The sequence below is a fragment of the Staphylococcus coagulans genome, assembly GCF_022557135.1.
GTDB lineage: Bacteria > Bacillota > Bacilli > Staphylococcales > Staphylococcaceae > Staphylococcus > Staphylococcus coagulans.
On record NZ_CP092966.1, the window covers coordinates 195,606 to 215,861 of the forward strand.

Genomic DNA, 20,256 nt, shown 5'->3' on the forward strand with positions numbered 1-20,256 from the left:
TCCTCATTAAAATACGTCGACGGCACCGCTCAATAATCTCAAGATGCCGATAATGGCTAAAATGATAATAATGACAAAGAATAAATAATCGACTCGTTTTAATGGTTTTTGATTATTTCTTTGTACAATCGTGTAAACAATGAGCCCTGGAATATAAAGCAGCATCGTTAATAAGAAGTAATCCAATCCCGCTGTGTATACGAGCCAGATTGTGTAAACAGAAGCGATGATACCAATCATCCATTGCTTCGTTGTTGCACGATGTTTCGTTTGAATTGTATATTTCACTTGGTAAAAAGCACTCAACATGTAAGGAACAAGAATGGCGCTTGAAGCAAGTGAAAAAGCAAATTGATAAGCGCTTTGTGTGAAAAGCATACTGATTAAAAAGATTTGAACTAATATATTAGTAACGAGTAATGAATGGACAGGTGCTTTGTTTTCATTTTCTTTGGCAAACCATTTAGGGAATAGGCCATCCTTCGCAACGATAAAAGGTAATTCACCAGCTAAAAGTGTCCAACCTAACCACGCGCCTAATACTGAAATAATGAGGCCAATATTAACGAGAACAGATCCCCAATGACCGACAATGTGTTCTAACACTGCTGCCATAGAAGGGTTAGAGAGTTCTGAAATATGATTTTGTTGGATGACGCCTTGTGCTAATACGGTCATTAAGAAATAGATGACCAACACAGAAACTAAACCAATGACGGTTGCGGAACCGACATCTTTTTTATTTTTAGCGCGTCCAGAAAAGACGACAGCGCCTTCAATACCAGTAAAGACCCACACAGTGACGAGCATTGTACTTTTAACTTGAGAAAGCGTGTCTCCCCAACTAAACATATGTGATGGGCCACTTGTCATGCCAAAAATACCTGCTTTAAAAGTGTCAAAGTTAAAAGCGACAATCATACACACAAGTACTAGTAAAATCGGAATCAATTTCGCGATGGTCACAATGCTATTAATCAATGCTGCAGTTTCGACACCTTTTAAAATAAGATAATGCACGCCCCACAATAAGATTGAGGCAATAATAATAGAAGGTAGGGTATTGCCTCCTTTAAACATTGGGAAAAAGTTACCTACTGCGGACATGAGCAACGTCGCATAAGCCACATTGCCTAAAAAGGCAGCAAACCAATAGCCCCAAGCACTTGAAAAGCCAATAAAATCACCAAATCCTGCTTGGGCATAACTGTAAATCCCACCATCTAAATCTTGGCGTTCATTGGTTAAGTTTTGAAAAACAAAGGCAAGTGAGATCATACCGACCGCAGTAATCAGCCATCCAATAATGATAGCTAATCCGCCAGCTTCTTTACCCATATCTGAAATGATGTTAAATGCACCGCCGCCAATCATCGAGCCAATGACTAAACCAATTAAGGAGGTTTTATTTAATTTGTTTTCATCTGTTCCACCCATATGTCATGTCTCCTTTAGATAGATAAAAAGTCCAGCATAAAACTTATTTTAAAATATTTTAATAGTATTTTATTATGATAAGAATAACTGGACTTTTGTATCATATCATATCTATTGAATTAACCTAATGTAGCGGCCATTACAGCTTTGATGGTATGCATGCGATTTTCAGCCTGATCAAAGACTTTCGCATGTTTGCTTCTAAAGATTTCATCTGTCACTTCCATTTCAGATAAGCCATACTCATCTTTAATTTTTTGGCCATATTCTGTATTTGTGTCGTGGAAAGCAGGTAAGCAGTGTAAGAAAATTGTGCTGTCTTTACCTGTTTTGTCAAATAAAGCTTTGTTCACTTGATAATCTTTTAATAATTTAATACGAGATTCGAATTCACTTTCTTCACCCATTGAAACCCAAACGTCAGTATAAATAACGTCAGCACCTTTTACGCCTTCATCAATATTATCGGTAATTGTTACAGAACCTCCGTCTTGTTTAGCACGACGTTCAGCGATATCAATATAATCTTGAGAAGGGAATAAAGATTTAGGAGAGCAGATTGTAACATCGACACCTAACATTGGACCTGCGACTAGAAGAGAATTTGCGACATTGTTACGGCCGTCGCCTACATATGTGAGTTTAATACCGTCTAAATGACCAAAGTTTTCTTTGATCGTCATATAGTCTGCTAACATTTGTGTTGGGTGCCAAGCATCAGTGAGTCCGTTCCATACAGGGACACCTGAAAACGCTGCTAATGCTTCCACTGTGTCTTGAGAGAAACCGCGGAATTCAATACCGTCAAACATACGACCCAATACTTTTGCCGTATCTTCGACAGATTCTTTTTTACCTAATTGGATGTCATTTTTACCTAAAAATTCTGGATGTGCACCTAAATCGATAGAAGCAACTGTAAATGCAGCACGTGTCCGTGTTGATGTTTTTTCAAATAATAAAGCAATATTTTTACCTTCTAAATAGCGATGTGGGATGCCTTGTTGTTTATAAGATTTTAAAGTCATCGCAAAATCAATTAAGTCTGAAAATTCTTTTTTAGTAAAATCGTCTTCTTTAAGTAAATGTCTACCTTTTAAATCTAATGGTTTTTGAATATCTGTCATTTTAAAAAATCCTTTCTTAATTTGATAATGAATGCTTAAATGTCTTCTCTAAATAAAGGTTGGCTCATACATCTAGGGCCGCCACGACCACGCACAAGTTCGCTACCTGTGATTTCAATGACTTTGACCCCTTTATCTCTTAGTAGTTGATTTGAAACGTAGTTACGATCATAAGTGACGACTACGCCAGGGCGAATGGTTAATGTGTTTGAGCCGTCATTCCACTGTTCACGTGCTCCGTCAATAACATCGCCATTACCTGTAGGAATGAATTCAATGTTATCGACATGTAAAGCGTCTTCTAATGTTGCTTTAAGTTGACTTGAATGTGAGATTTTAATATCGTTTGTTGCTTCATCTTTTTCGATTGTAAAAATATTCATATGATTTTCTTCTTTGAAAATCGCAGCATGCATTGTAAATTTGTCATAATCAATCATTGTAAACACGGTATCTAAATGCATGAAACTACGACTGTTCGGGATTTCAATAGCTAATACTTTTGTAAAAGTTGATTGATCATCAAATAAAATTTGGCGTGCCAAGCGCTCAATGGCTTGTGCCGAAGTCCGTTCTGAAATACCGATGGCTAACACTTCTTTTGAAAGGACTAATTCGTCGCCACCTTCGATATTGAATGGTGAATTTCGATCCAACCAAACAGGAACGTCTGCATCTTTGAAACGTGGATGATGTTTAAGAATATAGGTCATAAAGATAGATTCTCTACGACGTGCTCTCCAATACATTCGATTGATCGTCATACCGCGTCCGATAGAAGCTTGAGGGTCTCTTGTAAAGTAAAGGTTTGGCATAGGATCTAAATAAAATGGATATCTATCATCCATATATTCCACAAGGTGATTCGTTTCTAATTGAATCTCTTCTTTACGTACACCTGACATAATTTTATCTATAAGTTCTTGATCGCTTAATGTTTCAAATAGCGTTTTAATCTCTTTTTCATGACCGAGCACTGTTTTTTGAGATTCAGCTAAAATATCATCAATAAACTGTTCACGTACAGCCTTATCAGCAATTGCTTCTGCGGCTAATTTTTCGAGGTAAACCACTTCAACCCCTTCATCTCTTAAAACTTGCGCAAATTTATCATGCTCTTCTTGCGCGACTTTCAAATAAGGAATATCGTCAAATAATAAGCCGCTGAGATGATCAGGCACAAGGTTTTCTAATTCTTTGCCTGGTCGTTTGAGTAAAACGGTTTTTAATCTGCCAATTTCACTATTCACTTGGATTGGTCCTTTTTCCATTGTTATTCCTCCTTTGATTGATTACATCCAAAGTATAAAACGCTTTCAGTTATCCAGCTGTGAATGTTTTCTCAATGTAAATGTCTAAAACTTCATACAAATGATTTATTCAATACACAATACTGATAACTTATGCATACTTTACCCTTTTAACATGCGTATTTATGAATAATAAGTTAATATTAAATTAAGAGATATGTATAATATTATTCTTTATTCAAAAATGTGTATGTATAATCATCAATCTTTTGAAAAGAGATGTTTATTGATTTTTTGTAAGAAGATGAAGCCACTTAAATGTTTGACAGCGTGTGAGGGTTCATGTGAGATGTCAGAAACTTCACATTTACCAATGAGATGTTTTGTTATGGTAGAGATACACAGTTATTTGTCAGCGGGATTATGAGGCAAAGGAGTTTAAATGCATGAAAAAAAGAAAAAGATTAGACTTAGTATCTATGATTGTAAAAGAGCATGACATTCATTCAAAAGCAGAAATTGTGGATTATATAGAAAAACATTTTGGAATAAGGTATAGTGTAGCGACAATTAGTAGAGATTTAAATGAATTGAAGATTTATAAAATGCCATCCACGCATCAAGAGCGGTGTTATCAAAAGTATAATGAAAATGCGCAAAATGATGCCAAAGCGAAATTAATTAATTTTTATAAAGATGAAATCGCCTCTGTCGTAATCAAAGACACGTACTTAATTATAAAAACAGCACCGGGTTTTGCACAGAGCATTAATTATTATATTGATCAAATGGAGCTAAACGAAGTACTGGGGACAGTCGGGGGGAATGACACAATTTTAGTTCTTACGGCGTCAGCGGAACTTTCAAAATATGTTCATTATAAGCTGTTTAATCAAACTTACCAAGATGCAAATGGCACCCCTTAATCAATGAATATGAATTTTTATGATTCAAGTCAAAGTCGACGTATGCAAGCTACTGTAATGGAAGCGATTTGTGACAAAGAACATCTATTTGTGCACTTTAATTGATACGTTTTAAGTGTGTTTCTCTCATACCGCATATCAAGTTGACAATATCACTTTTAACTCTTGTGAGTGATTGTTCAGCGTGTGTCTCTTTAGACCAATTAAAGACTACACTTAACACCCCACCCGTTAAAAAATGATTATAAATTGTTGGATCTACGTCCAATCTGGCCCCAGTTTGAATATCGTATTGAGTTTGCTTATTGATGGCTTGATAAATTTGTTCATAAATAATCCGTGATGTTTCATCATATAAATGATGCGTTACTACACTGTTGACTATTACTTTGTTGTCATTAATAAAGGTTAATAAGTCATGGATATAACGCTCAAGGAAAGGCTTCGGGTCTTCAAAACGAATATCGGATAAATGAATTTGTCTAAAACGATTCAAGACGTTTTCAATCGCATGATTCAATAGATGATACTTATCCTTGTAATGTCGATAAAATGTTGAACGACGGATAAGTGCGTAGTCACACAAGTCTTGTATTGTAATGTGTTCAAATTCTTTTACTTTTAACAATTCCGTAAATGCATTCATAAGTGCGTTTTGCGTTTTAATTACGCGTAAATCCTGTTTATTCATCTTTTAACACCTCAGATATCGAACAATTTCTTGATTTTGTCATTTAAGTTACAAATAGTGAATATTGGCGTCTAATTGGATGTGGTCTGTTGATATAATAATATTGAAGGAAATTTTAAAATGAAGGAAGTCATTTATTTTCCTGTTTGTCTTTTATTATACTGATTTTTAATCCAAAAAAGGAAGTGTTTACTATGTATTATAGTAAAGGTAATTATGAAGCATTTGCACGCCCAAGAAAACCTGAAAATGTAGAAAACAAATCTGCATATTTAGTGGGATCTGGCTTAGCCGCTTTAGCAGCAGCTTGTTTTCTCATTAGAGATGGACAAATGAAGGGCTCACAAGTTCATATTTTAGAAGAGTTACCTAAGCCTGGCGGCAGTCTTGATGGTGACGAACTTCCTAATAAAGGTTATGTCGTACGCGGTGGTAGAGAGATGGAAAATCATTTCGAATGTTTGTGGGATTTATTCCGCTCGGTTCCTTCTTTAGAAGTCGAAAATGCTTCAGTTTTAGATGAATTTTATTGGCTGAATAAAGAAGATCCAAACTATTCACGCTGTCGAATGATTGAAAATAGAGGACACCGTGTTGATACGGATGGCGATTTTACGCTTACACAAAAAGCAATTAAAGAAATTTTAGATTTATGTTTAATGAATGAAGAAGATTTAGATGATGTCAAAATCACAGATGTTTTTTCTGAAGATTTCTTAAAATCCAATTTCTGGGTTTATTGGAAAACAATGTTCGCATTTGAACCTTGGCATTCTGCTATGGAAATGCGTCGTTATTTAATGCGCTTTGTTCACCACATTGGCGGCCTTGCAGATTTTAGCGCACTTAAATTTACAAAATACAATCAATATGAATCACTCGTATTACCAATGGTTGAATATTTGAAATCCCATGATGTTCAATTTGAATATAATATCAAAGTAGAAGACATTAAAGTAGACGTTACGACTTCTCAAAAATTAGCACGAGAAATTCTTATTAAACGAGATGGCAAAGATGATGTCATTCAATTAACACCTAATGATTTAGTGTTTGTAACGAATGGTAGTATTACAGAAAGTTCAACTTATGGTGATAATGACACACCTGCACCTATTACAGATGACATTGGTGGTAGCTGGTTATTATGGAATAACTTGGCAAAGCAAAGTCCAGAATTTGGTAATCCAGAAAAATTCTATAAAGATTTACCAAAAAGAAGTTGGTTCATTTCTGCGACTGCGACAACAAACAATAAAAAAATCATCGGTGCCATTGAAAGACTATGTAAACGTGACCCGCTTTCTCATAAAACAGTAACAGGTGGTATTATTACTGTTAATGACTCATCATGGCAAATGAGCTTTACGGTTAACCGTCAACAACAATTTAAAAGTCAACCTGATGATCAAGTGAGTACTTGGATCTATGCTTTATACTCTGATGTTGATGGCGATTATATTAAAAAACCAATTACAGAATGTAGTGGTAGTGAAATCTGTCAAGAATGGCTCTACCACATGGGTGTCCCTACTGAAGAAATTGAATACTTGGCAACTGAAGAAGCAAATACAATACCTGCGTATCTCCCTTATATTACATCTTACTTTATGCCAAGAGCAGTAGGTGACAGACCATTAGTTGTGCCACATCAATCACGTAACCTTGCCTTTATCGGTAACTTTGCAGAAACTGAAAGAGATACTGTATTTACAACAGAATATTCAGTTAGAACAGCAATGGAAGCTGTTTATCAATTATTAGATATTGATAGAGGGGTACCAGAAGTCATAGCTTCTGAATTTGATTTGCGCGTGTTAATGGATGCGGCATACGAATTAAATGATCGTAAAAGTCTACAAGAAATCACAGAAAATAGTAAAATTCAAAAAGTAGCTTTGAGTGGTTTCTTAAGAAAAATAAAAGGCACTTATATTGAAACGTTGCTTAAAGATTATCATTTACTCTAAATAAAGATTGATAGATTGTAGTATTATAGTGAGTCTATTCAATGGAAGCATCTATTGAATAGGCTCTCTTTTTGTGTTTAAAGCAATCAACTTAAAAAGTGATAATCGAAAGGTATAAGATGATTGGTAATGTTATATATCAAATAATTTAAGAATACATTTGTAAAAATAATTATTAACAGTTATATTTATTAAAGTAATACACAGGATAGTGTAAAAGGAGAGAGTCAGTAATGAAGAAAATTTTTTATTTTTTAATGATGTCTTTAGTGCTTGTTGTATTCACCGCTTGTCAGAAAGAGGAGCATCACGAAAAGCAAGTCAATATCGTTGAGTACTTTGATTATAAATGTCCTTATTGTAAAGTGTTCGATCAGAAAATAATGAAAGAAATAGAGAAAAAGTATGAAACAGATCGAATTCAATATCAATTGATAGATGTGGCATTTTTAGGTAACGATGCGATTGAGGGAGCAAGAGCGGCACAAGCTGTACAAATCGTAGCGCCACAACAATTTATGACATTTCACCATCATTTAATTGAGCAACAACCGAATCACGAAGGGAAATGGCTAACGCATGATAAAATCGATCAGCAAATCGATCGTTTATCCATTAGTACAGAACAAAAAGATAAAATTAAAAAGGAATATAAAACTGAAAATAGTGAGGCATGGAAACGTGCAGAAAAAGATATAATTAGAGCAAATAACGATAAAGTTAAATTGGTACCTACTTTAAAAATTAATGGCGAAGAAGTAAGTGATCCATTAAATAAAGATGAGGTATTTAAGAAAATTGATGATGCATTAAAGGCATAATATGATTTTAAATATTCGTGAGCGCTAGGAAAATGCATAGTGATTACACACATGGCCTAGCACGTCACTTTCATTTTGAATATAAGCAGGAGGCGAGGATGATTCCTAACCTCCTGCTTTATTCTTTTTATAATTACCACATTAGCTTGATTGAAATGTGTATTTTAATCAAGTCATATGAAGTGGCATCTTCATCTCCTAAGAATATTTCCAGCTTAGAAGTTAATTTATTAAATTTTCTAAAATAAAGTACATTTACTGTTTTAATTAACTATTTATATATAACTATCCATATACAAATTTATAGTATTCTATACTTATTAATACTATTATTTAAAACTGAAAAAAATTCTAAGATTCTATTGATTAAAAGATAAAAATATTATATTCTTTAGTTAGAAATAAAATAATTGAGAAGGAAGTTGAGTACAATGAACAAATTTCTTTTAAAGACGGCAACAGTTGTTTCTTTGTCTTTTATGGCGTTCACACAGGTTTCATATGCCTCGAGTCATGTTGATTACAAGATTATAGGTGAGGACAGTCGTGTAAAAGTAAATAATACAACGCTGAACCCTTATCAATCGATTACTTTTATTGAATCTAAATTTAATAACGTTTATGAAGACTGCAGCGGTACTGTCATTGCGCCTAATAAAGTGATTACGGCTGCACACTGTGTTTATAATCCAGAGCATGGCGGATTAACAGAGCAGTCAAAAATAACGCCTGGTTTAAATGGCAAAATCGCACCGTTTGGTCAATTTGAATCTAATGATATTAATGTGCCGCAACAATATAAGGATCATCAAGAAGATCAATATGACATTGCAATTATTGATGTCAAACCTAGAAATGGTGTTTCAATCGGTAATGTCGTTAAGCCAATTCAAATAGAAGCATCCGATAATAGTAAAAACAAAGAAGTAGAAATTACAGGATATCCGTCAGATAAGTTTGAGCAATTACGTGTTCAAACACAATGGTCATCTTCATCATTGGTTGATTTCCAAGATGGCAATAAAGCTTATTACACAGCAGATACCATTTCTGGAGAATCTGGGGCACCCATATTTAATAAACAAACAAATAATATCATTGGTGTACATACAGGTGCTGTTGAAACAAATGCAGGTTTATATAACAGAGGCACAACATTTACAAAAAACATTTTAAAATGGGTGAAACAAAACTTGTAGTAGAAGTGGGAATTGATTAAATTTCGGTTGCTAAAGCATAGAACAACCCAGTTAGTTATCTCACTGTTATTTAAAGTCTTTCCTAGGTGAGAACGGTAGGTCACAAACGTTATTAGATGAATAGTGTCCCCGTGTTGTTGGGCTTGATTTACAAACAATCGAAGCGGGGCAAACACATAAAAATAAGGGTTTGCCCCAAGCATTGATCGATGCAATTTGTACTTAAGTCATATCATTTAATTTAAAAGAAAGAGGAATGTCAAATGAAAAAAACGATAGCTCAAACCTTATCAGTCGCATCATTGTTATTTATCACACTTACACAAGCATCTTATGCAGCAGATACAACGACATATGATGTTATTGATAATGACACACGTGTAAGAGTAGAGAATACAACAGCAAGACCGTACCAAGCCATTGCTTATTTAAATGTACAATGGGATAAAGCCAATGCCGCTTGTACAGGGACTATCATTGCACCGAACAAAGTCCTTACTGCAGCACATTGTGTTTATAATCCGAACAACGGCGGCTTTGTTAAAAAAACAGGCATCACACCGGCTTTAAATGCGACTTACAACCCTTATGGTGAATTTGTTTCAACGCATGTGAGAGTGCCGCAACAGTATATTGAAAATCAAAAGAGAGCATACGATATTGCCATTGTTGATGTGCAACCTCGATCAGGCGCTTCTATTGGTAAGGTCGTGAAACCACTCGAGCTAGAAAGTGGCGATGACTTTACTGGAAGAAACTTTGAAGTTGCAGGCTACCCATCAGATAAGTTCCATGTCTTCAAAGCGCCAACAATGTGGACAGATTCAGGTGTCATTGATAAACAAGAGGGCAACATGGCATACTATACGACTGATGCATCAGGTGGACAATCAGGTGCGCCGCTCTTGGATAAAAAGACACATAAAGTTTTTGGCGTGCATACAAGTTATGTGAAAGGCAAAAATATTGAAACGAACAGAGGCACAACACTTACGAACGAAATTTATAACTGGGTTAAACAAAACCTTTAGATTATCAAATAGGTCATAAGTCAGAAATCGATTTGACAGGTGTGCTTTGCCTTAGTAAAGGCCACTCGAGTTGAGAAAAAGAGAGACATCATCCGAGTTATCGCTACGATTTAATAATTGAGCGTATTCAGCACACAGTTGTATTGCTGAATGCGCTTTTTAATTTCTAAATGAAAATAATAGTTATGGGACGTTATCATATTCATCCATGCTCATCCGCGCTAGGCTTGCCTTAAAAATTGGTACTTCTGACGCACTTGCTTAGGGGCTTCTTATAGATTGAAAATTATTAGATTGAGTCTATGTTGCTTGGGTGGTTGTTTATGATTTTGATATGGATAACTTTTTATGCTTCGCTAATTTAGAAGTGGTAGCTTATCAAAACATCTAAAATATAGTTTAAACTTATTTTTTATCATTTGTATATAATTATAATATTGATAATATGTTAATATTATTTTTAAAAACGGGAGAACTTTTAATATTTTAGTTCAAAAAAATATAAAATTATTATACTGTTTAAAAGAGATAAAATAATTGCGAAGAAAATGAATACAATGAACAAATTTCTTGTAAAGACTGCAACGGTTGCCTTTTTAGCGTTTATAGCACTAACCCAAGCAACGTACGCTTCTGACTATACGAATTATAAAATTATTGGCAAAGACTCACGGACACAAGTTCAAAACACAACCCTTGCCCCATATCAATCCATTACATTTATTAAGTCAAAATGGCACAATGTTTATGAAGATTGTAGTGGCGCGGTCATTGTGCGCCTAGTATGGTCATTATAGCAGCACATTGAGTTTATAATCCCTAATATGATGGACTTACACAACAGTCTAAGGTCACACCAGGTTTAAATGGTGCTGAACAACCGTTTGGACAATTTGAATACAAAGCCATTAAAGTGCCACAGCAAAATATGGACCATAATGAAGACCAGTATGATATTGCGATTATCGCTCTTAAGCTCCATAATGGTGTTTCTATAGGACAAGTTGTCAAACCAATACAATTGCAACGCTTGGCTAACAGTAAGGGTAAAGAAGTAGAAATTACAGGATAACCTTCAGATAAGTTTGAGCAACTACACGTTCATACACCACCGTCCTCTTCGTCATTAGTGGGCTTTCAGGATGGCAATAAAGCATACTATACAGCAGACACAATCTCCGGAGAATCGGGTGTACCTATCTTTAATAAGCAAACGTAGCCCATTATTGGTGTACATACAGGTGCTGTAGAAACCAATGCAGGTTTATATAATAGAGGTACAATATTCACACAAAATATTTTAAACTGTGTAAAACAAGAGCTATAAACCCATAAATGTAAGCGCTTTATATCAAGTGATGATTAGTAGTATGTCAGCGTTTATCTGTTATGCAAAATCAAGAAAAAATTAGTGACATGAAAAACTTGTGATTCAAGCTTTATTCATTTTTTTCTTGTCGTTTATTACGCTGATAGAAGTGTCTTATGTAGCAGAGATGGCACATTATAATGTAGTTGATTAGGATATGCGTGAAAAATCAAGCATACGATAGGAAAAACTGAAAAAGCACATCCCATTATTACACCCCTTGTGGATTAAGTTAGTTTGACTTGGACAGGGGCAGTGAGTGCAACGACCAAAGTCTTAACTGCAGGGCACTGTGCTGATAGTCTGAAAAAAGGAACTTTGTCCAAAGTGCCTGAACGCCGTTGAAAAGTTGAACGATATTGGAGATTAAAATATATAAGGAAGTGACGATGATGAAAAAAGATATTTTGGTAAAAGGACTTACAGCATTTACGATTTTGACAAGTACATATGCGATGCAAGCCTCTGTTGTAAATACACATAATGTGGCACATGCGTATGCGGATGATCGTGTACAAGTGAAGGATGTTACGCAATCCCCTTATAAAGCGATTGTTGCGGTAGGTAACTCTGAGCATCAAGGCAGTGGTGTTGTAGTGGGACCTCATACAGTGGTAACCAATAAACATGTCGTAGGTTGGCAGTATGATCATCCAGAAGCTGTGCGTATTACACCAATGGCAACGGCTGGAAGCAATGGCGGTCTTTATCAAGCAGAAAAAGTGATTCCTTTTCCTGGAGAAGAAGATTTAGTCGTTATACATGTTAAACCTCAAACAATTGAACCGCCTATGAAAAAATTTGATCAGAACGCAGGGGTATTACCATTGAGTGACGCGAATGCCACACAAGTCGGCGATCGTATCCATACAGCCGGTTATCCTGGAGACAAAGCACGTGGGACGATGTGGAAGGCTGATGGCACAATTACAGAAATCAATGGTAGCTCATTTGTGATGAGCCTTTATACAGTTGGAGGACAGTCCGGCTCCCCAATATATAATGACAAACAGCAAGTCGTTGGAATCGTAAGAGGGGGTCCTGAAGATGTCCATGCCAAAATAACAGATGGTGTGTTCTTCAATCAAGATGTGATTCAATTTATAAAAAACAATACTAAAAAGTAAAAGTGAGTTGAGCCTTGAATGAAAAAGCGCAATTCAAAGTGTGACTAACATGCCTAAAAAACAATGCAACAATTCATTGTTATTGAACAAGAGAGAAAGGTCATTCTAAATTTATTTTAGGGTGACTTTTCCTTTTTGAGCATTGTAGTGGGGTTATTACGTTTTATTCTCTTATTCGTTTTATTGTCAATGCTGTTTGGTGCGCATTGCCTTCATACATATACAATTAGCGTTCTATGGCTAAAAATCTTTTCATATTCTTTCCTCCATCCTTCAATGATTAAATCAGTTATTATCCGCATTCCATCATCGCTTGCTTGTAACGCTTCGTTCATTTTTTATTTTGTGACTTACCTTTTTTAATCTCAAGAAGATTTTGTATTATTAATAATGAATGTATACGAAAATGTATATGAAACAGCGCGTTATGCTCAAAATTTGAGGCATCATGCGCAAAAATAATAAGCATAAGGGCGTAGGTATGTTTGATAAAATAGAAAAAAGTGGTGAATACAATGCGATTAGCAGAGCAAATTAAAAAACTAAGGATTGAAAAAGAACTTACACAAGAAATGCTAGCAATAGAAATGCATACGACGAGACAGACGATTTCCAAGTGGGAACAAGGGACAATCGAGCCCAATATCCAAATGTTAAATAAGCTTGCCTCTTTTTTCAATGTCAGTCTTGATGAACTCGTTAATGGACATGAAGTGGGAACAAGGGGGGACAATGGGACGTCTAATGTGGTTGAAAAACCAATCAATGCCTGAACTTTTCTTGCACAAAAATGGTGGTTTGTATTACTGCTTGTCATTATTATTTGTGGAACACTGAGTCAAATTTTCGGTTGATTATTAAATGATTGTTAAAGGAGGCAAAAGAATTTGTTGAAAAATATAATTAAAATAATAGGCATGTGTTTAGTATTATTTGTGATTGTTGTTTTTTCGCAAAATTTGGCTGTATTATGGCATTTGTTAGATTTAAAAGGCGTCGAGTATCTATTACACGGTGTAACTTACGGTGTGATATTTATCTTTTTAATGAAACTATTGATATATAAAGGTTTAAAAAGGGATTGGGCATACTTTAGAGTAAAGCGATTCAGCGGATTACGATTTTGTATAATGTTAGGTGTTTTACTGCCTGTCTTTGTTATCGCCATTTATATTATATTTGTGCCGGGCGTTTTCTACTGGACACCGATTGGTAAAGTAACGGATTACAGTGCTATGTTAATTGAGGCTGTTTTCATTGGGGGGATAGTGGCACCTATTGTTGAGGAAATGATGTTCAGGGGTGTACTGTTAAAATACATTGAAGTTAAAACAAACCGTGTCTGGGCCATAGGGGTAACATCTGTTTTATTCGGTTTTATTCATTTATTCAATGGCAAGTTAGTCGACTTGGATTTTGTGTTATTAGTGGTCGGGGGTACGATGGTGGGTGTGATGTTTGGCATTACTGTGTATACATTCAATTCAATTTGGGCAAGCGTGATATTGCACGCACTATGGAATATCACGGGTGGCCTCTTTCCAATGGTGACAGCTAAAAGCGACTACGGGATAGTTCAATATGTGATACAATCCCATAATCCATTGGTCACTGGAGGTCAATACGGTATGGATGCTTCACTCATTTCAATACTTGGCTATGCTGGGGTCATTTTAATGATGATATATCGACAGAGAACAGCAAAAGTGAATATGTAAATTAACTATTAACAGAGCCGGGGCGGGACAACGAAATCAAATAGATTTCTGTCTCGCTCCCTTTTATTCATTAAATAAACAGAAAGTTTTGGTATGTAAGATAAATAAGATGAAATGTAACCATAATATATTTTTTAGATTACAATTAAATCATCTTATATAAGATATGTAACAGTTTCTTTTTAAAGTAGTAAAAATATTTAAGACAATTTTAAGACAATATTTAATTTTTGGAAAAAGCGTTTTCAATTGTTGAAATTATTCTATGATAGTTTTAAAGTTTCTTAATGTCAGGAAACGAAATGTTGTCTGATAATTTATAGATAGGAAGAAGGCTTGTACATACCTTAAAAAAGTCCATATGAAGTAAGTGTCGTGCCGCTTTGCATTTAAGACATTGATTTTAAAATTTTCTTAGTTTAAAGGGGAATTTATAATGAAAAAAACGTTAAAAGTCGCACTATCAAGTGCAGTAATATTATCGTCATTTTCATCAATCGCACATGTCACACATGCAGAACAACAACTCGGTCAAGCTTCAGCGCAACAAATAGCGCAAAAAGAAAGTGACAGCAATGCAAGTCATTATATGGATGCAAATCATGATTTAAGAAAAAGAATCATGGCATTAGTCGGAGCAGCAGAAAATACTGATACGAACTATTCACATAACTATAGCTACATTGAAGATATTGGTGATCATAGAGGCTATACTGCGGGTGTCATTGGCTTTACTACTGGTTCTGATGATATGGTGCATCTTGTTAAACATTATAATCAAATCAATCCGAATAATAACTTAAAAAAATATTTGCCAGCACTTGAAAAACTTTCTCGAGCACAATCAGAATCTCATGAAGGATTAGATGGGTTCGAGCAAGCATGGAAAGATGCAGCAAAAAATGATAGAGCAAATTTGGTGAAAGCACAAAATTATGTATTGAAAAAAGATTATATGGATGAAGCGGTTCAAGCTGCTAAAGAAGATGGTTTATCTCAACTGGGTCAATATGTATACTTTGATGCAATTGTAAAACATGGGCCTGGTGAATTTAAAAAAGGTGGCTACAAAGGTAAAGATCCTGCAGATTGGAGTTTTGATGAATTACGCGAACGTGCGATGGATAAGAGTAGCGGAAAAACACCTAAAACAGGCGCCAAAGAAGCCGATTATTTATATGCGTTTTTAGACGGCCGCTTTAAAGCGACTCAAAAAGAAAATGAAAACAATGGTAGTACGGATAACGATGTGTTTGATCGATTGAAAGTACAACAACAATTTATAAAAAACCAAAACTTTGATTTAAAACTTCCTTTAGACTTCAAAATGAATGGAGAACAATTTCATTTAGACCAAGATGCCATTCAACATTATAGTAATGAAGATATAGATTTTGATCGTGCTTAATAAAAAAAGAAAGGGTGACTATTAATGAAAAAAACGTTGTTGACTTCATTTTTAGCGGCAACAACTTTATTAACATTATCACTGCCAGCACATTCTGCACATGCAGATGAAATGGGGCGTTTACAAACCCAAGGTAAAGAAATTCAAAAAGATGGACAAAACTTCCAACTTAAAGGTGTCAATGCAGGTAATGTATTTACAACTGAAAAGTGGATGGGGGGCTATCCAAGTGCTGCGAATATCAATGAGGGCTACAAAGCGGTATTTGATGATATTCAAAGCAAAGTAAATTCACCTGAAAAGGCACATCAAATCTTAGATCGATATGCACATAACAGATGGGACGACCAAGATTTTCAAAATGTAAAAGATATGGGCTGTAATACAATACGATTGCCAATTAATTATATTAATCTAACTAATTATCAAAAAGGCATGAATCCAAAAGATGTTAAAATGAGAGATCATGCGTTTGATGAAATTGATCAATTTGTAGCTAAAGCGCAACAACATGGTTTATATGTCATTCTAGACATGCATGGTGCACCAAATTCACAAAATGCACAAGAACATTCTGGCGAAACACAAGGTAATAAATCAGTGGGAAATTTCTGGAATGACCCAGATGCACAAGGTAAAACGAAAGAAATTTGGTACTATATTTCACAACATTATAAAAATAACAATGCTATCGCTGGATATGATATTTTAAATGAACCTAAAGGGCCTGCAGGTCACAGTGATGACCAAGTGCAACAATTTTATAAAGATACTTTAAAAACAATTAGAGGTAATGGCGATAACCATATCGCATTTTTAGAAGCAGTATGGGATCCTCAAAATATGAAAGACCCTCAATACTTTGGTAAAAATAATAATAATATTGTATATGAATATCATAACTATCCATATGATAACTACGCACAATCACATAAAGGTATTCGAGAAAACTTTGACAATAAAATTAATAGTATTAATAAAGCAAATTATAATGTGCCAAGTTATATGGGTGAGTTTAATGGTAACGCGGCAACAAATGATTCGCATATTGCGCCGAATGGCAATGACTTCAAATATATTTTGAAGAAAATGAATGAGAGTCGTATGTCTTGGTCGATTTGGAATTATGATAAAGAAGGTATTAATCAACCAGACTCTTCTTGGGGCGTAGAAAATTTCAAAGGCATTCAAACAGATATTAACTCGAATGATTTCGGTAAAAAAGAACAACCTCAAAAAAATGAAGCTGTTTTTAATGCAGTCAAAGAAGCTGCGCAACAATCATAGTACTACACAATGAATAATCAGACTGTATAGCAACGAGAAGCGTGGGCAAGTCATTCTAAATTAACTTTTAGAGTGCCTTGTCCGCTTTTTATGTTTAATTAAGTATTGATCCCTACTGTTGGATTCGCGATAGTATCAATTCTGCATTTTCTTGTGGGATATACCATTTGTTAATCATAATTGGAGATTGGTTTTGCGCATAGATGGTTTCGATGATTAACCAACAGTCTTTGCCCCCTTCAAAGGTATGATTTTGATATTGAAAACTTGGTGAAGGGGTGATACTGATTTTTAAATTGGATTGTGTTGAATTTTGATAAACCGTATTTTCTACAAAATCACGCATCGCTTGTTCACTTTGAGTATTGATTTTAAATGTATCAATCACATGAAGAGGAATAAAACTAAAACAAAAGGCCGCTGAAGCAGCATTTGTACTTTGTGCATGTTGATAATAACGTTCCATTGCAATAACAGCTGTAGGATGATTTGGGAATAAGTGGTTAGTGTATTCGCTTTCGAGGTCAACACGATAATGCATAGAAGTCAGTGATACAGGTTGTATTGAAACCTGTTGAAGCGGATGTTTTAATAGACCCATACTTGAAGTTTGGTGTGCCACTTTTTGACGGAGAACAAAATGACCTTTCCCGCGTGTACTTTCCACGATACCATCTTCTACTAAAAGTTTGATCGCTTGTCTCAATGTCATTCGGCTCACTTGGAATCTTTGACATAGCGTCTTCTCTGTAGGCAATGCCTGCCCGCTCGGGTATTTGCCGATTTGAATTTCTTCATACAATGTATTATAAATCGTTAAAAATTTAGGCTGTGATTGCGACGCCATGAAACAAACCTCCAGTTCAATCATTCTCTCCTATCATCATACAACACTTTAAAGTTGAAGTGGATCCATAAATTTGATTGAACTATGAAGATAATTGCATGAATTATAGACAATATGACACGAGTCAAGGGCAGTAATTGGCACCTTGATCTCTATCTGAGTGACTAAAAATGTTTCGTGTTCGTGATGTTCTTAATTTTGTCATAAGCCAAGTATTGAAAGCGTTTTAAAATAGGTTTATTATATAAATGGGTATACAAATAGACAAATTAGTATACAAGTTTGTTGAGGACGTTTTAAAGCTAAGTGTAGTGTTAAATGTTATTCGCGAAGTGGTGGGTCACGTGACATGACTTGGTGAATAAAAGTGTTGTTAAGTGTAATGTACAATATGTTTGAATCATGGAAACAAGCCTGAAAATAAGGTTAGAAAATTGCTTAGCTTTAAGATGTCTTCCACAGATGTGTCATTCAGTCAGTTACTGCCAATTTAAAATAGAGAGACTTTTTGTAGGTGAAAATGTGTATTGGTCTCAGACTCAAGGAGCGAAATGACTATGGACTATTCTAAAGTTAAAAAAGCAGTTCCCATTTTATTATTTCTATTTGTGTTTAGTTTAGTGATTGATAATTCTTTTAAATTGATTTCAGTCGCGATTGCAAATGATTTAAACATTTCTGTAACGACTGTAAGTTGGCAAGCCACGTTAGCAGGACTTGTCATTGGTATTGGTGCAGTGGTCTATGCATCGTTATCTGATGCGGTGAGCATTCGTACGCTGTTTATTTACGGTGTTTTTCTTATCATTACAGGTTCAATCATTGGTTATATTTTTCAACACTATTTTCCAATGGTTTTGATTGGACGTATTATTCAAACGGCCGGACTAGCAGCAGCTGAAACACTTTATGTCATCTACGTGGCAAAATATTTATCAACAGAAGATCAAAAAACGTACTTGGGTCTAAGCACAAGTAGTTATTCGCTATCCCTTGTGATTGGGACCTTATCAGGTGGCTTTATTGCGACTTATTTACATTGGACCAATATGTTTTTAATTGCGCTAATTGTCGTGTTTACATTACCATTTCTTTTTAAATATTTACCTAAAGAAAAGAATACAAATAAAGCGCACTTAGATTTTATAGGTTTAATATTAATTGCAGCTATTGCGACAACAGTCATGCTGTTTATTACACATTTCAATTGGCTATACATGATCGCAGCTTTAGCAATTATAATTATCTTTGCATTTTACATTAAAAATGCACGCCATCCGTTAGTGGATAAAGCATTTTTCCAAAATAAACGCTATACGTCATTCTTATTTATTGTTTTCATTATGTATGCCATTCAATTAGGCTATATTTTTACATTTCCTTTTATCATGGAAAAAATTTACGAGGTAAAATTAGATACAACGTCATTGTTACTTTTACCGGGTTATGTAGTAGCAGTTATTGTCGGTGCATTGAGCGGCCAAATTGCGAAATTTCTTAGTTCAAAACAAGCAATTATGACTGCGATTAGTTTAATTGCTTTGAGTTTGATTTTACCTGCATTTGCGGTTGGTCATCACATTATCATTTTTGTTTGTTCCATGATATTCTTTGCAGGTAGCTTTGCATTAATGTACGCACCACTTTTAAATGAAGCAATCAAAACGATTGATGTTAAAGTGACAGGGGTAGCGATAGGTTTCTACAATTTAATTATTAATGTAGCTGTCTCTGTAGGAATCGCGTTAGCGGCTGCACTAATTGACTATCAACCTTTAAATTTCCCGGGAAAAGATGCGATGAATACGCACTTCGGAATGATTTTAATTATTTTAGGGCTACTCAGTGTGGTTGGACTTATTCTATTTACTATCCTTAATCGCTGGACACAGTCAAAAGTGACATCCCATCGCGAACAATAAAAAGAATGAAAAAGAGAAGGAGATCAAATTATGAAATTTGAAAAATATATCGATCATACGTTGTTAAAACCAGAATCAACACGTCAACAAATTGATCAAATCATTGAAGAGGCCAAAACGTATCAT

18 protein-coding genes and 1 pseudogene are annotated in these 20,256 nt (G+C 34.9%); 14 read left to right on the forward strand and 5 right to left on the reverse strand.

Annotation, left to right across the window (positions count from 1 at the left end; all coding sequences use genetic code 11):
* Positions 1 to 6: 6 nt before the first annotated feature.
* From arcD to arcA, 3 genes are all read right to left on the reverse strand, one after another.
* The gene (gene arcD / locus KM149_RS00865) at positions 7 to 1,437 is read right to left on the reverse strand and encodes an arginine-ornithine antiporter (protein ID WP_241415462.1); all 1,431 of its coding nucleotides are present in this window, start codon (positions 1,435 to 1,437) and stop codon (positions 7 to 9) included.
* Positions 1,438 to 1,556: 119 nt separating this feature from the next.
* Positions 1,557 to 2,564 (reverse strand): ornithine carbamoyltransferase, encoded by a 1,008-nt coding sequence (gene argF / locus KM149_RS00870; RefSeq protein ID WP_060829224.1) that lies wholly within the window; start codon positions 2,562 to 2,564, stop codon positions 1,557 to 1,559.
* 35 nt (positions 2,565 to 2,599) lie between these two features.
* Positions 2,600 to 3,835 carry an arginine deiminase gene (arcA, locus tag KM149_RS00875; protein WP_060829225.1) on the reverse strand — a complete coding sequence of 412 codons (1,236 nt, stop codon included), beginning with the start codon at positions 3,833 to 3,835 and terminating at the stop codon, positions 2,600 to 2,602.
* A 425-nt stretch (positions 3,836 to 4,260) separates the two neighbouring features.
* Here arcA and KM149_RS00880 point away from each other — a divergent pair, with 425 nt between their 5' ends.
* Entirely contained in the window at positions 4,261 to 4,740 is a 480-nt protein-coding gene (locus KM149_RS00880) for an arginine repressor (protein WP_165545304.1), read from the forward strand.
* 97 nt (positions 4,741 to 4,837) lie between these two features.
* Here KM149_RS00880 and KM149_RS00885 read toward each other — a convergent pair whose 3' ends face one another.
* The gene (locus KM149_RS00885; RefSeq protein ID WP_165545303.1) at positions 4,838 to 5,431 is read right to left on the reverse strand and encodes a TetR/AcrR family transcriptional regulator; all 594 of its coding nucleotides are present in this window, start codon (positions 5,429 to 5,431) and stop codon (positions 4,838 to 4,840) included.
* Positions 5,432 to 5,625: 194 nt separating this feature from the next.
* Between KM149_RS00885 and KM149_RS00890 the strand changes: the two genes are divergently transcribed.
* The 11 genes from KM149_RS00890 to KM149_RS00940 all read left to right on the forward strand — a co-directional run bounded on the left by KM149_RS00890 (position 5,626) and on the right by KM149_RS00940 (position 17,361).
* Positions 5,626 to 7,401, forward strand: coding sequence for an oleate hydratase (locus KM149_RS00890; RefSeq protein WP_165545302.1), 1,776 nt, complete (start codon positions 5,626 to 5,628; stop codon positions 7,399 to 7,401).
* Between the two features lie 233 nt (positions 7,402 to 7,634).
* Positions 7,635 to 8,222 carry a DsbA family protein gene (locus KM149_RS00895; RefSeq protein ID WP_182281309.1) on the forward strand — a complete coding sequence of 196 codons (588 nt, stop codon included), beginning with the start codon at positions 7,635 to 7,637 and terminating at the stop codon, positions 8,220 to 8,222.
* Positions 8,223 to 8,653: 431 nt separating this feature from the next.
* Positions 8,654 to 9,421: a trypsin-like serine peptidase gene (locus KM149_RS00900; RefSeq protein WP_165546298.1), complete on the forward strand. Its 768-nt coding sequence runs from the start codon at positions 8,654 to 8,656 to the stop codon at positions 9,419 to 9,421.
* 263 nt (positions 9,422 to 9,684) lie between these two features.
* A complete protein-coding gene (locus tag KM149_RS00905) occupies positions 9,685 to 10,452 on the forward strand; it encodes a trypsin-like serine peptidase (RefSeq protein WP_214971540.1) in 768 nt (255 codons plus the stop codon).
* 557 nt (positions 10,453 to 11,009) lie between these two features.
* The gene (locus tag KM149_RS00910) at positions 11,010 to 11,249 is read left to right on the forward strand and encodes a hypothetical protein (RefSeq protein WP_214971538.1); all 240 of its coding nucleotides are present in this window, start codon (positions 11,010 to 11,012) and stop codon (positions 11,247 to 11,249) included.
* Positions 11,250 to 11,365: 116 nt separating this feature from the next.
* Positions 11,366 to 11,524 (forward strand): hypothetical protein, encoded by a 159-nt coding sequence (locus KM149_RS00915; protein WP_214971535.1) that lies wholly within the window; start codon positions 11,366 to 11,368, stop codon positions 11,522 to 11,524.
* Between the two features lie 689 nt (positions 11,525 to 12,213).
* Complete coding sequence (locus KM149_RS00920) at positions 12,214 to 12,948, forward strand: trypsin-like serine peptidase (protein WP_214971532.1); 735 nt, start codon at positions 12,214 to 12,216, stop codon at positions 12,946 to 12,948.
* A gap of 515 nt (positions 12,949 to 13,463) precedes the next feature.
* Positions 13,464 to 13,721, forward strand: a complete 258-nt coding sequence (locus KM149_RS00925) for a helix-turn-helix domain-containing protein (RefSeq protein WP_241415463.1) — start codon at positions 13,464 to 13,466, stop codon at positions 13,719 to 13,721.
* 114 nt (positions 13,722 to 13,835) lie between these two features.
* Positions 13,836 to 14,666, forward strand: coding sequence for a CPBP family intramembrane glutamic endopeptidase (locus KM149_RS00930; protein ID WP_214971529.1), 831 nt, complete (start codon positions 13,836 to 13,838; stop codon positions 14,664 to 14,666).
* A gap of 436 nt (positions 14,667 to 15,102) precedes the next feature.
* Positions 15,103 to 16,074 carry a chitosanase gene (locus tag KM149_RS00935; RefSeq protein WP_050329726.1) on the forward strand — a complete coding sequence of 324 codons (972 nt, stop codon included), beginning with the start codon at positions 15,103 to 15,105 and terminating at the stop codon, positions 16,072 to 16,074.
* A gap of 24 nt (positions 16,075 to 16,098) precedes the next feature.
* Positions 16,099 to 17,361 (forward strand): glycoside hydrolase family 5 protein, encoded by a 1,263-nt coding sequence (locus KM149_RS00940; RefSeq protein WP_241415464.1) that lies wholly within the window; start codon positions 16,099 to 16,101, stop codon positions 17,359 to 17,361.
* Positions 17,362 to 17,473: 112 nt separating this feature from the next.
* Here the strand turns inward: KM149_RS00940 and KM149_RS00945 are convergent, their stop codons facing one another.
* The gene (locus KM149_RS00945; protein WP_214971522.1) at positions 17,474 to 18,208 is read right to left on the reverse strand and encodes a GntR family transcriptional regulator; all 735 of its coding nucleotides are present in this window, start codon (positions 18,206 to 18,208) and stop codon (positions 17,474 to 17,476) included.
* A 551-nt stretch (positions 18,209 to 18,759) separates the two neighbouring features.
* On the opposite strand from KM149_RS00945, the gene KM149_RS00950 reads away from it, so the two are divergent.
* Together KM149_RS00950 and KM149_RS00955 are read left to right on the forward strand one after the other, a co-directional pair.
* Positions 18,760 to 20,130 carry an MFS transporter gene (locus tag KM149_RS00950; protein WP_214971519.1) on the forward strand — a complete coding sequence of 457 codons (1,371 nt, stop codon included), beginning with the start codon at positions 18,760 to 18,762 and terminating at the stop codon, positions 20,128 to 20,130.
* 30 nt (positions 20,131 to 20,160) lie between these two features.
* Positions 20,161 to 20,256 (forward strand): annotated as a pseudogene (locus KM149_RS00955) (deoxyribose-phosphate aldolase); the annotation flags it as partial.

What these genes read in the sequence shown, in the direction of transcription:
- KM149_RS00940 (WP_241415464.1), top strand. Translation starts at nt 16,099, where the DNA reads ATGAAAAAAACGTTGTTGACTTCATTTTTAGCGGCAACAACTTTATTA.
- KM149_RS00910 (WP_214971538.1), top strand. Translation starts at nt 11,010, where the DNA reads ATGAACAAATTTCTTGTAAAGACTGCAACGGTTGCCTTTTTAGCGTTT.
- KM149_RS00895 (WP_182281309.1), top strand. Translation starts at nt 7,635, where the DNA reads ATGAAGAAAATTTTTTATTTTTTAATGATGTCTTTAGTGCTTGTTGTA.
- KM149_RS00925 (WP_241415463.1), top strand. Translation starts at nt 13,464, where the DNA reads ATGCGATTAGCAGAGCAAATTAAAAAACTAAGGATTGAAAAAGAACTT.
- KM149_RS00920 (WP_214971532.1), top strand. Translation starts at nt 12,214, where the DNA reads ATGAAAAAAGATATTTTGGTAAAAGGACTTACAGCATTTACGATTTTG.
- KM149_RS00945 (WP_214971522.1), bottom strand. Translation starts at nt 18,208, where the DNA reads ATGGCGTCGCAATCACAGCCTAAATTTTTAACGATTTATAATACATTG.
- KM149_RS00890 (WP_165545302.1), top strand. Translation starts at nt 5,626, where the DNA reads ATGTATTATAGTAAAGGTAATTATGAAGCATTTGCACGCCCAAGAAAA.
- KM149_RS00885 (WP_165545303.1), bottom strand. Translation starts at nt 5,431, where the DNA reads ATGAATAAACAGGATTTACGCGTAATTAAAACGCAAAACGCACTTATG.
- KM149_RS00900 (WP_165546298.1), top strand. Translation starts at nt 8,654, where the DNA reads ATGAACAAATTTCTTTTAAAGACGGCAACAGTTGTTTCTTTGTCTTTT.
- KM149_RS00935 (WP_050329726.1), top strand. Translation starts at nt 15,103, where the DNA reads ATGAAAAAAACGTTAAAAGTCGCACTATCAAGTGCAGTAATATTATCG.
- arcD (WP_241415462.1), bottom strand. Translation starts at nt 1,437, where the DNA reads ATGGGTGGAACAGATGAAAACAAATTAAATAAAACCTCCTTAATTGGT.
- argF (WP_060829224.1), bottom strand. Translation starts at nt 2,564, where the DNA reads ATGACAGATATTCAAAAACCATTAGATTTAAAAGGTAGACATTTACTT.
- KM149_RS00905 (WP_214971540.1), top strand. Translation starts at nt 9,685, where the DNA reads ATGAAAAAAACGATAGCTCAAACCTTATCAGTCGCATCATTGTTATTT.
- arcA (WP_060829225.1), bottom strand. Translation starts at nt 3,835, where the DNA reads ATGGAAAAAGGACCAATCCAAGTGAATAGTGAAATTGGCAGATTAAAA.
- KM149_RS00880 (WP_165545304.1), top strand. Translation starts at nt 4,261, where the DNA reads ATGAAAAAAAGAAAAAGATTAGACTTAGTATCTATGATTGTAAAAGAG.
- KM149_RS00950 (WP_214971519.1), top strand. Translation starts at nt 18,760, where the DNA reads ATGACTATGGACTATTCTAAAGTTAAAAAAGCAGTTCCCATTTTATTA.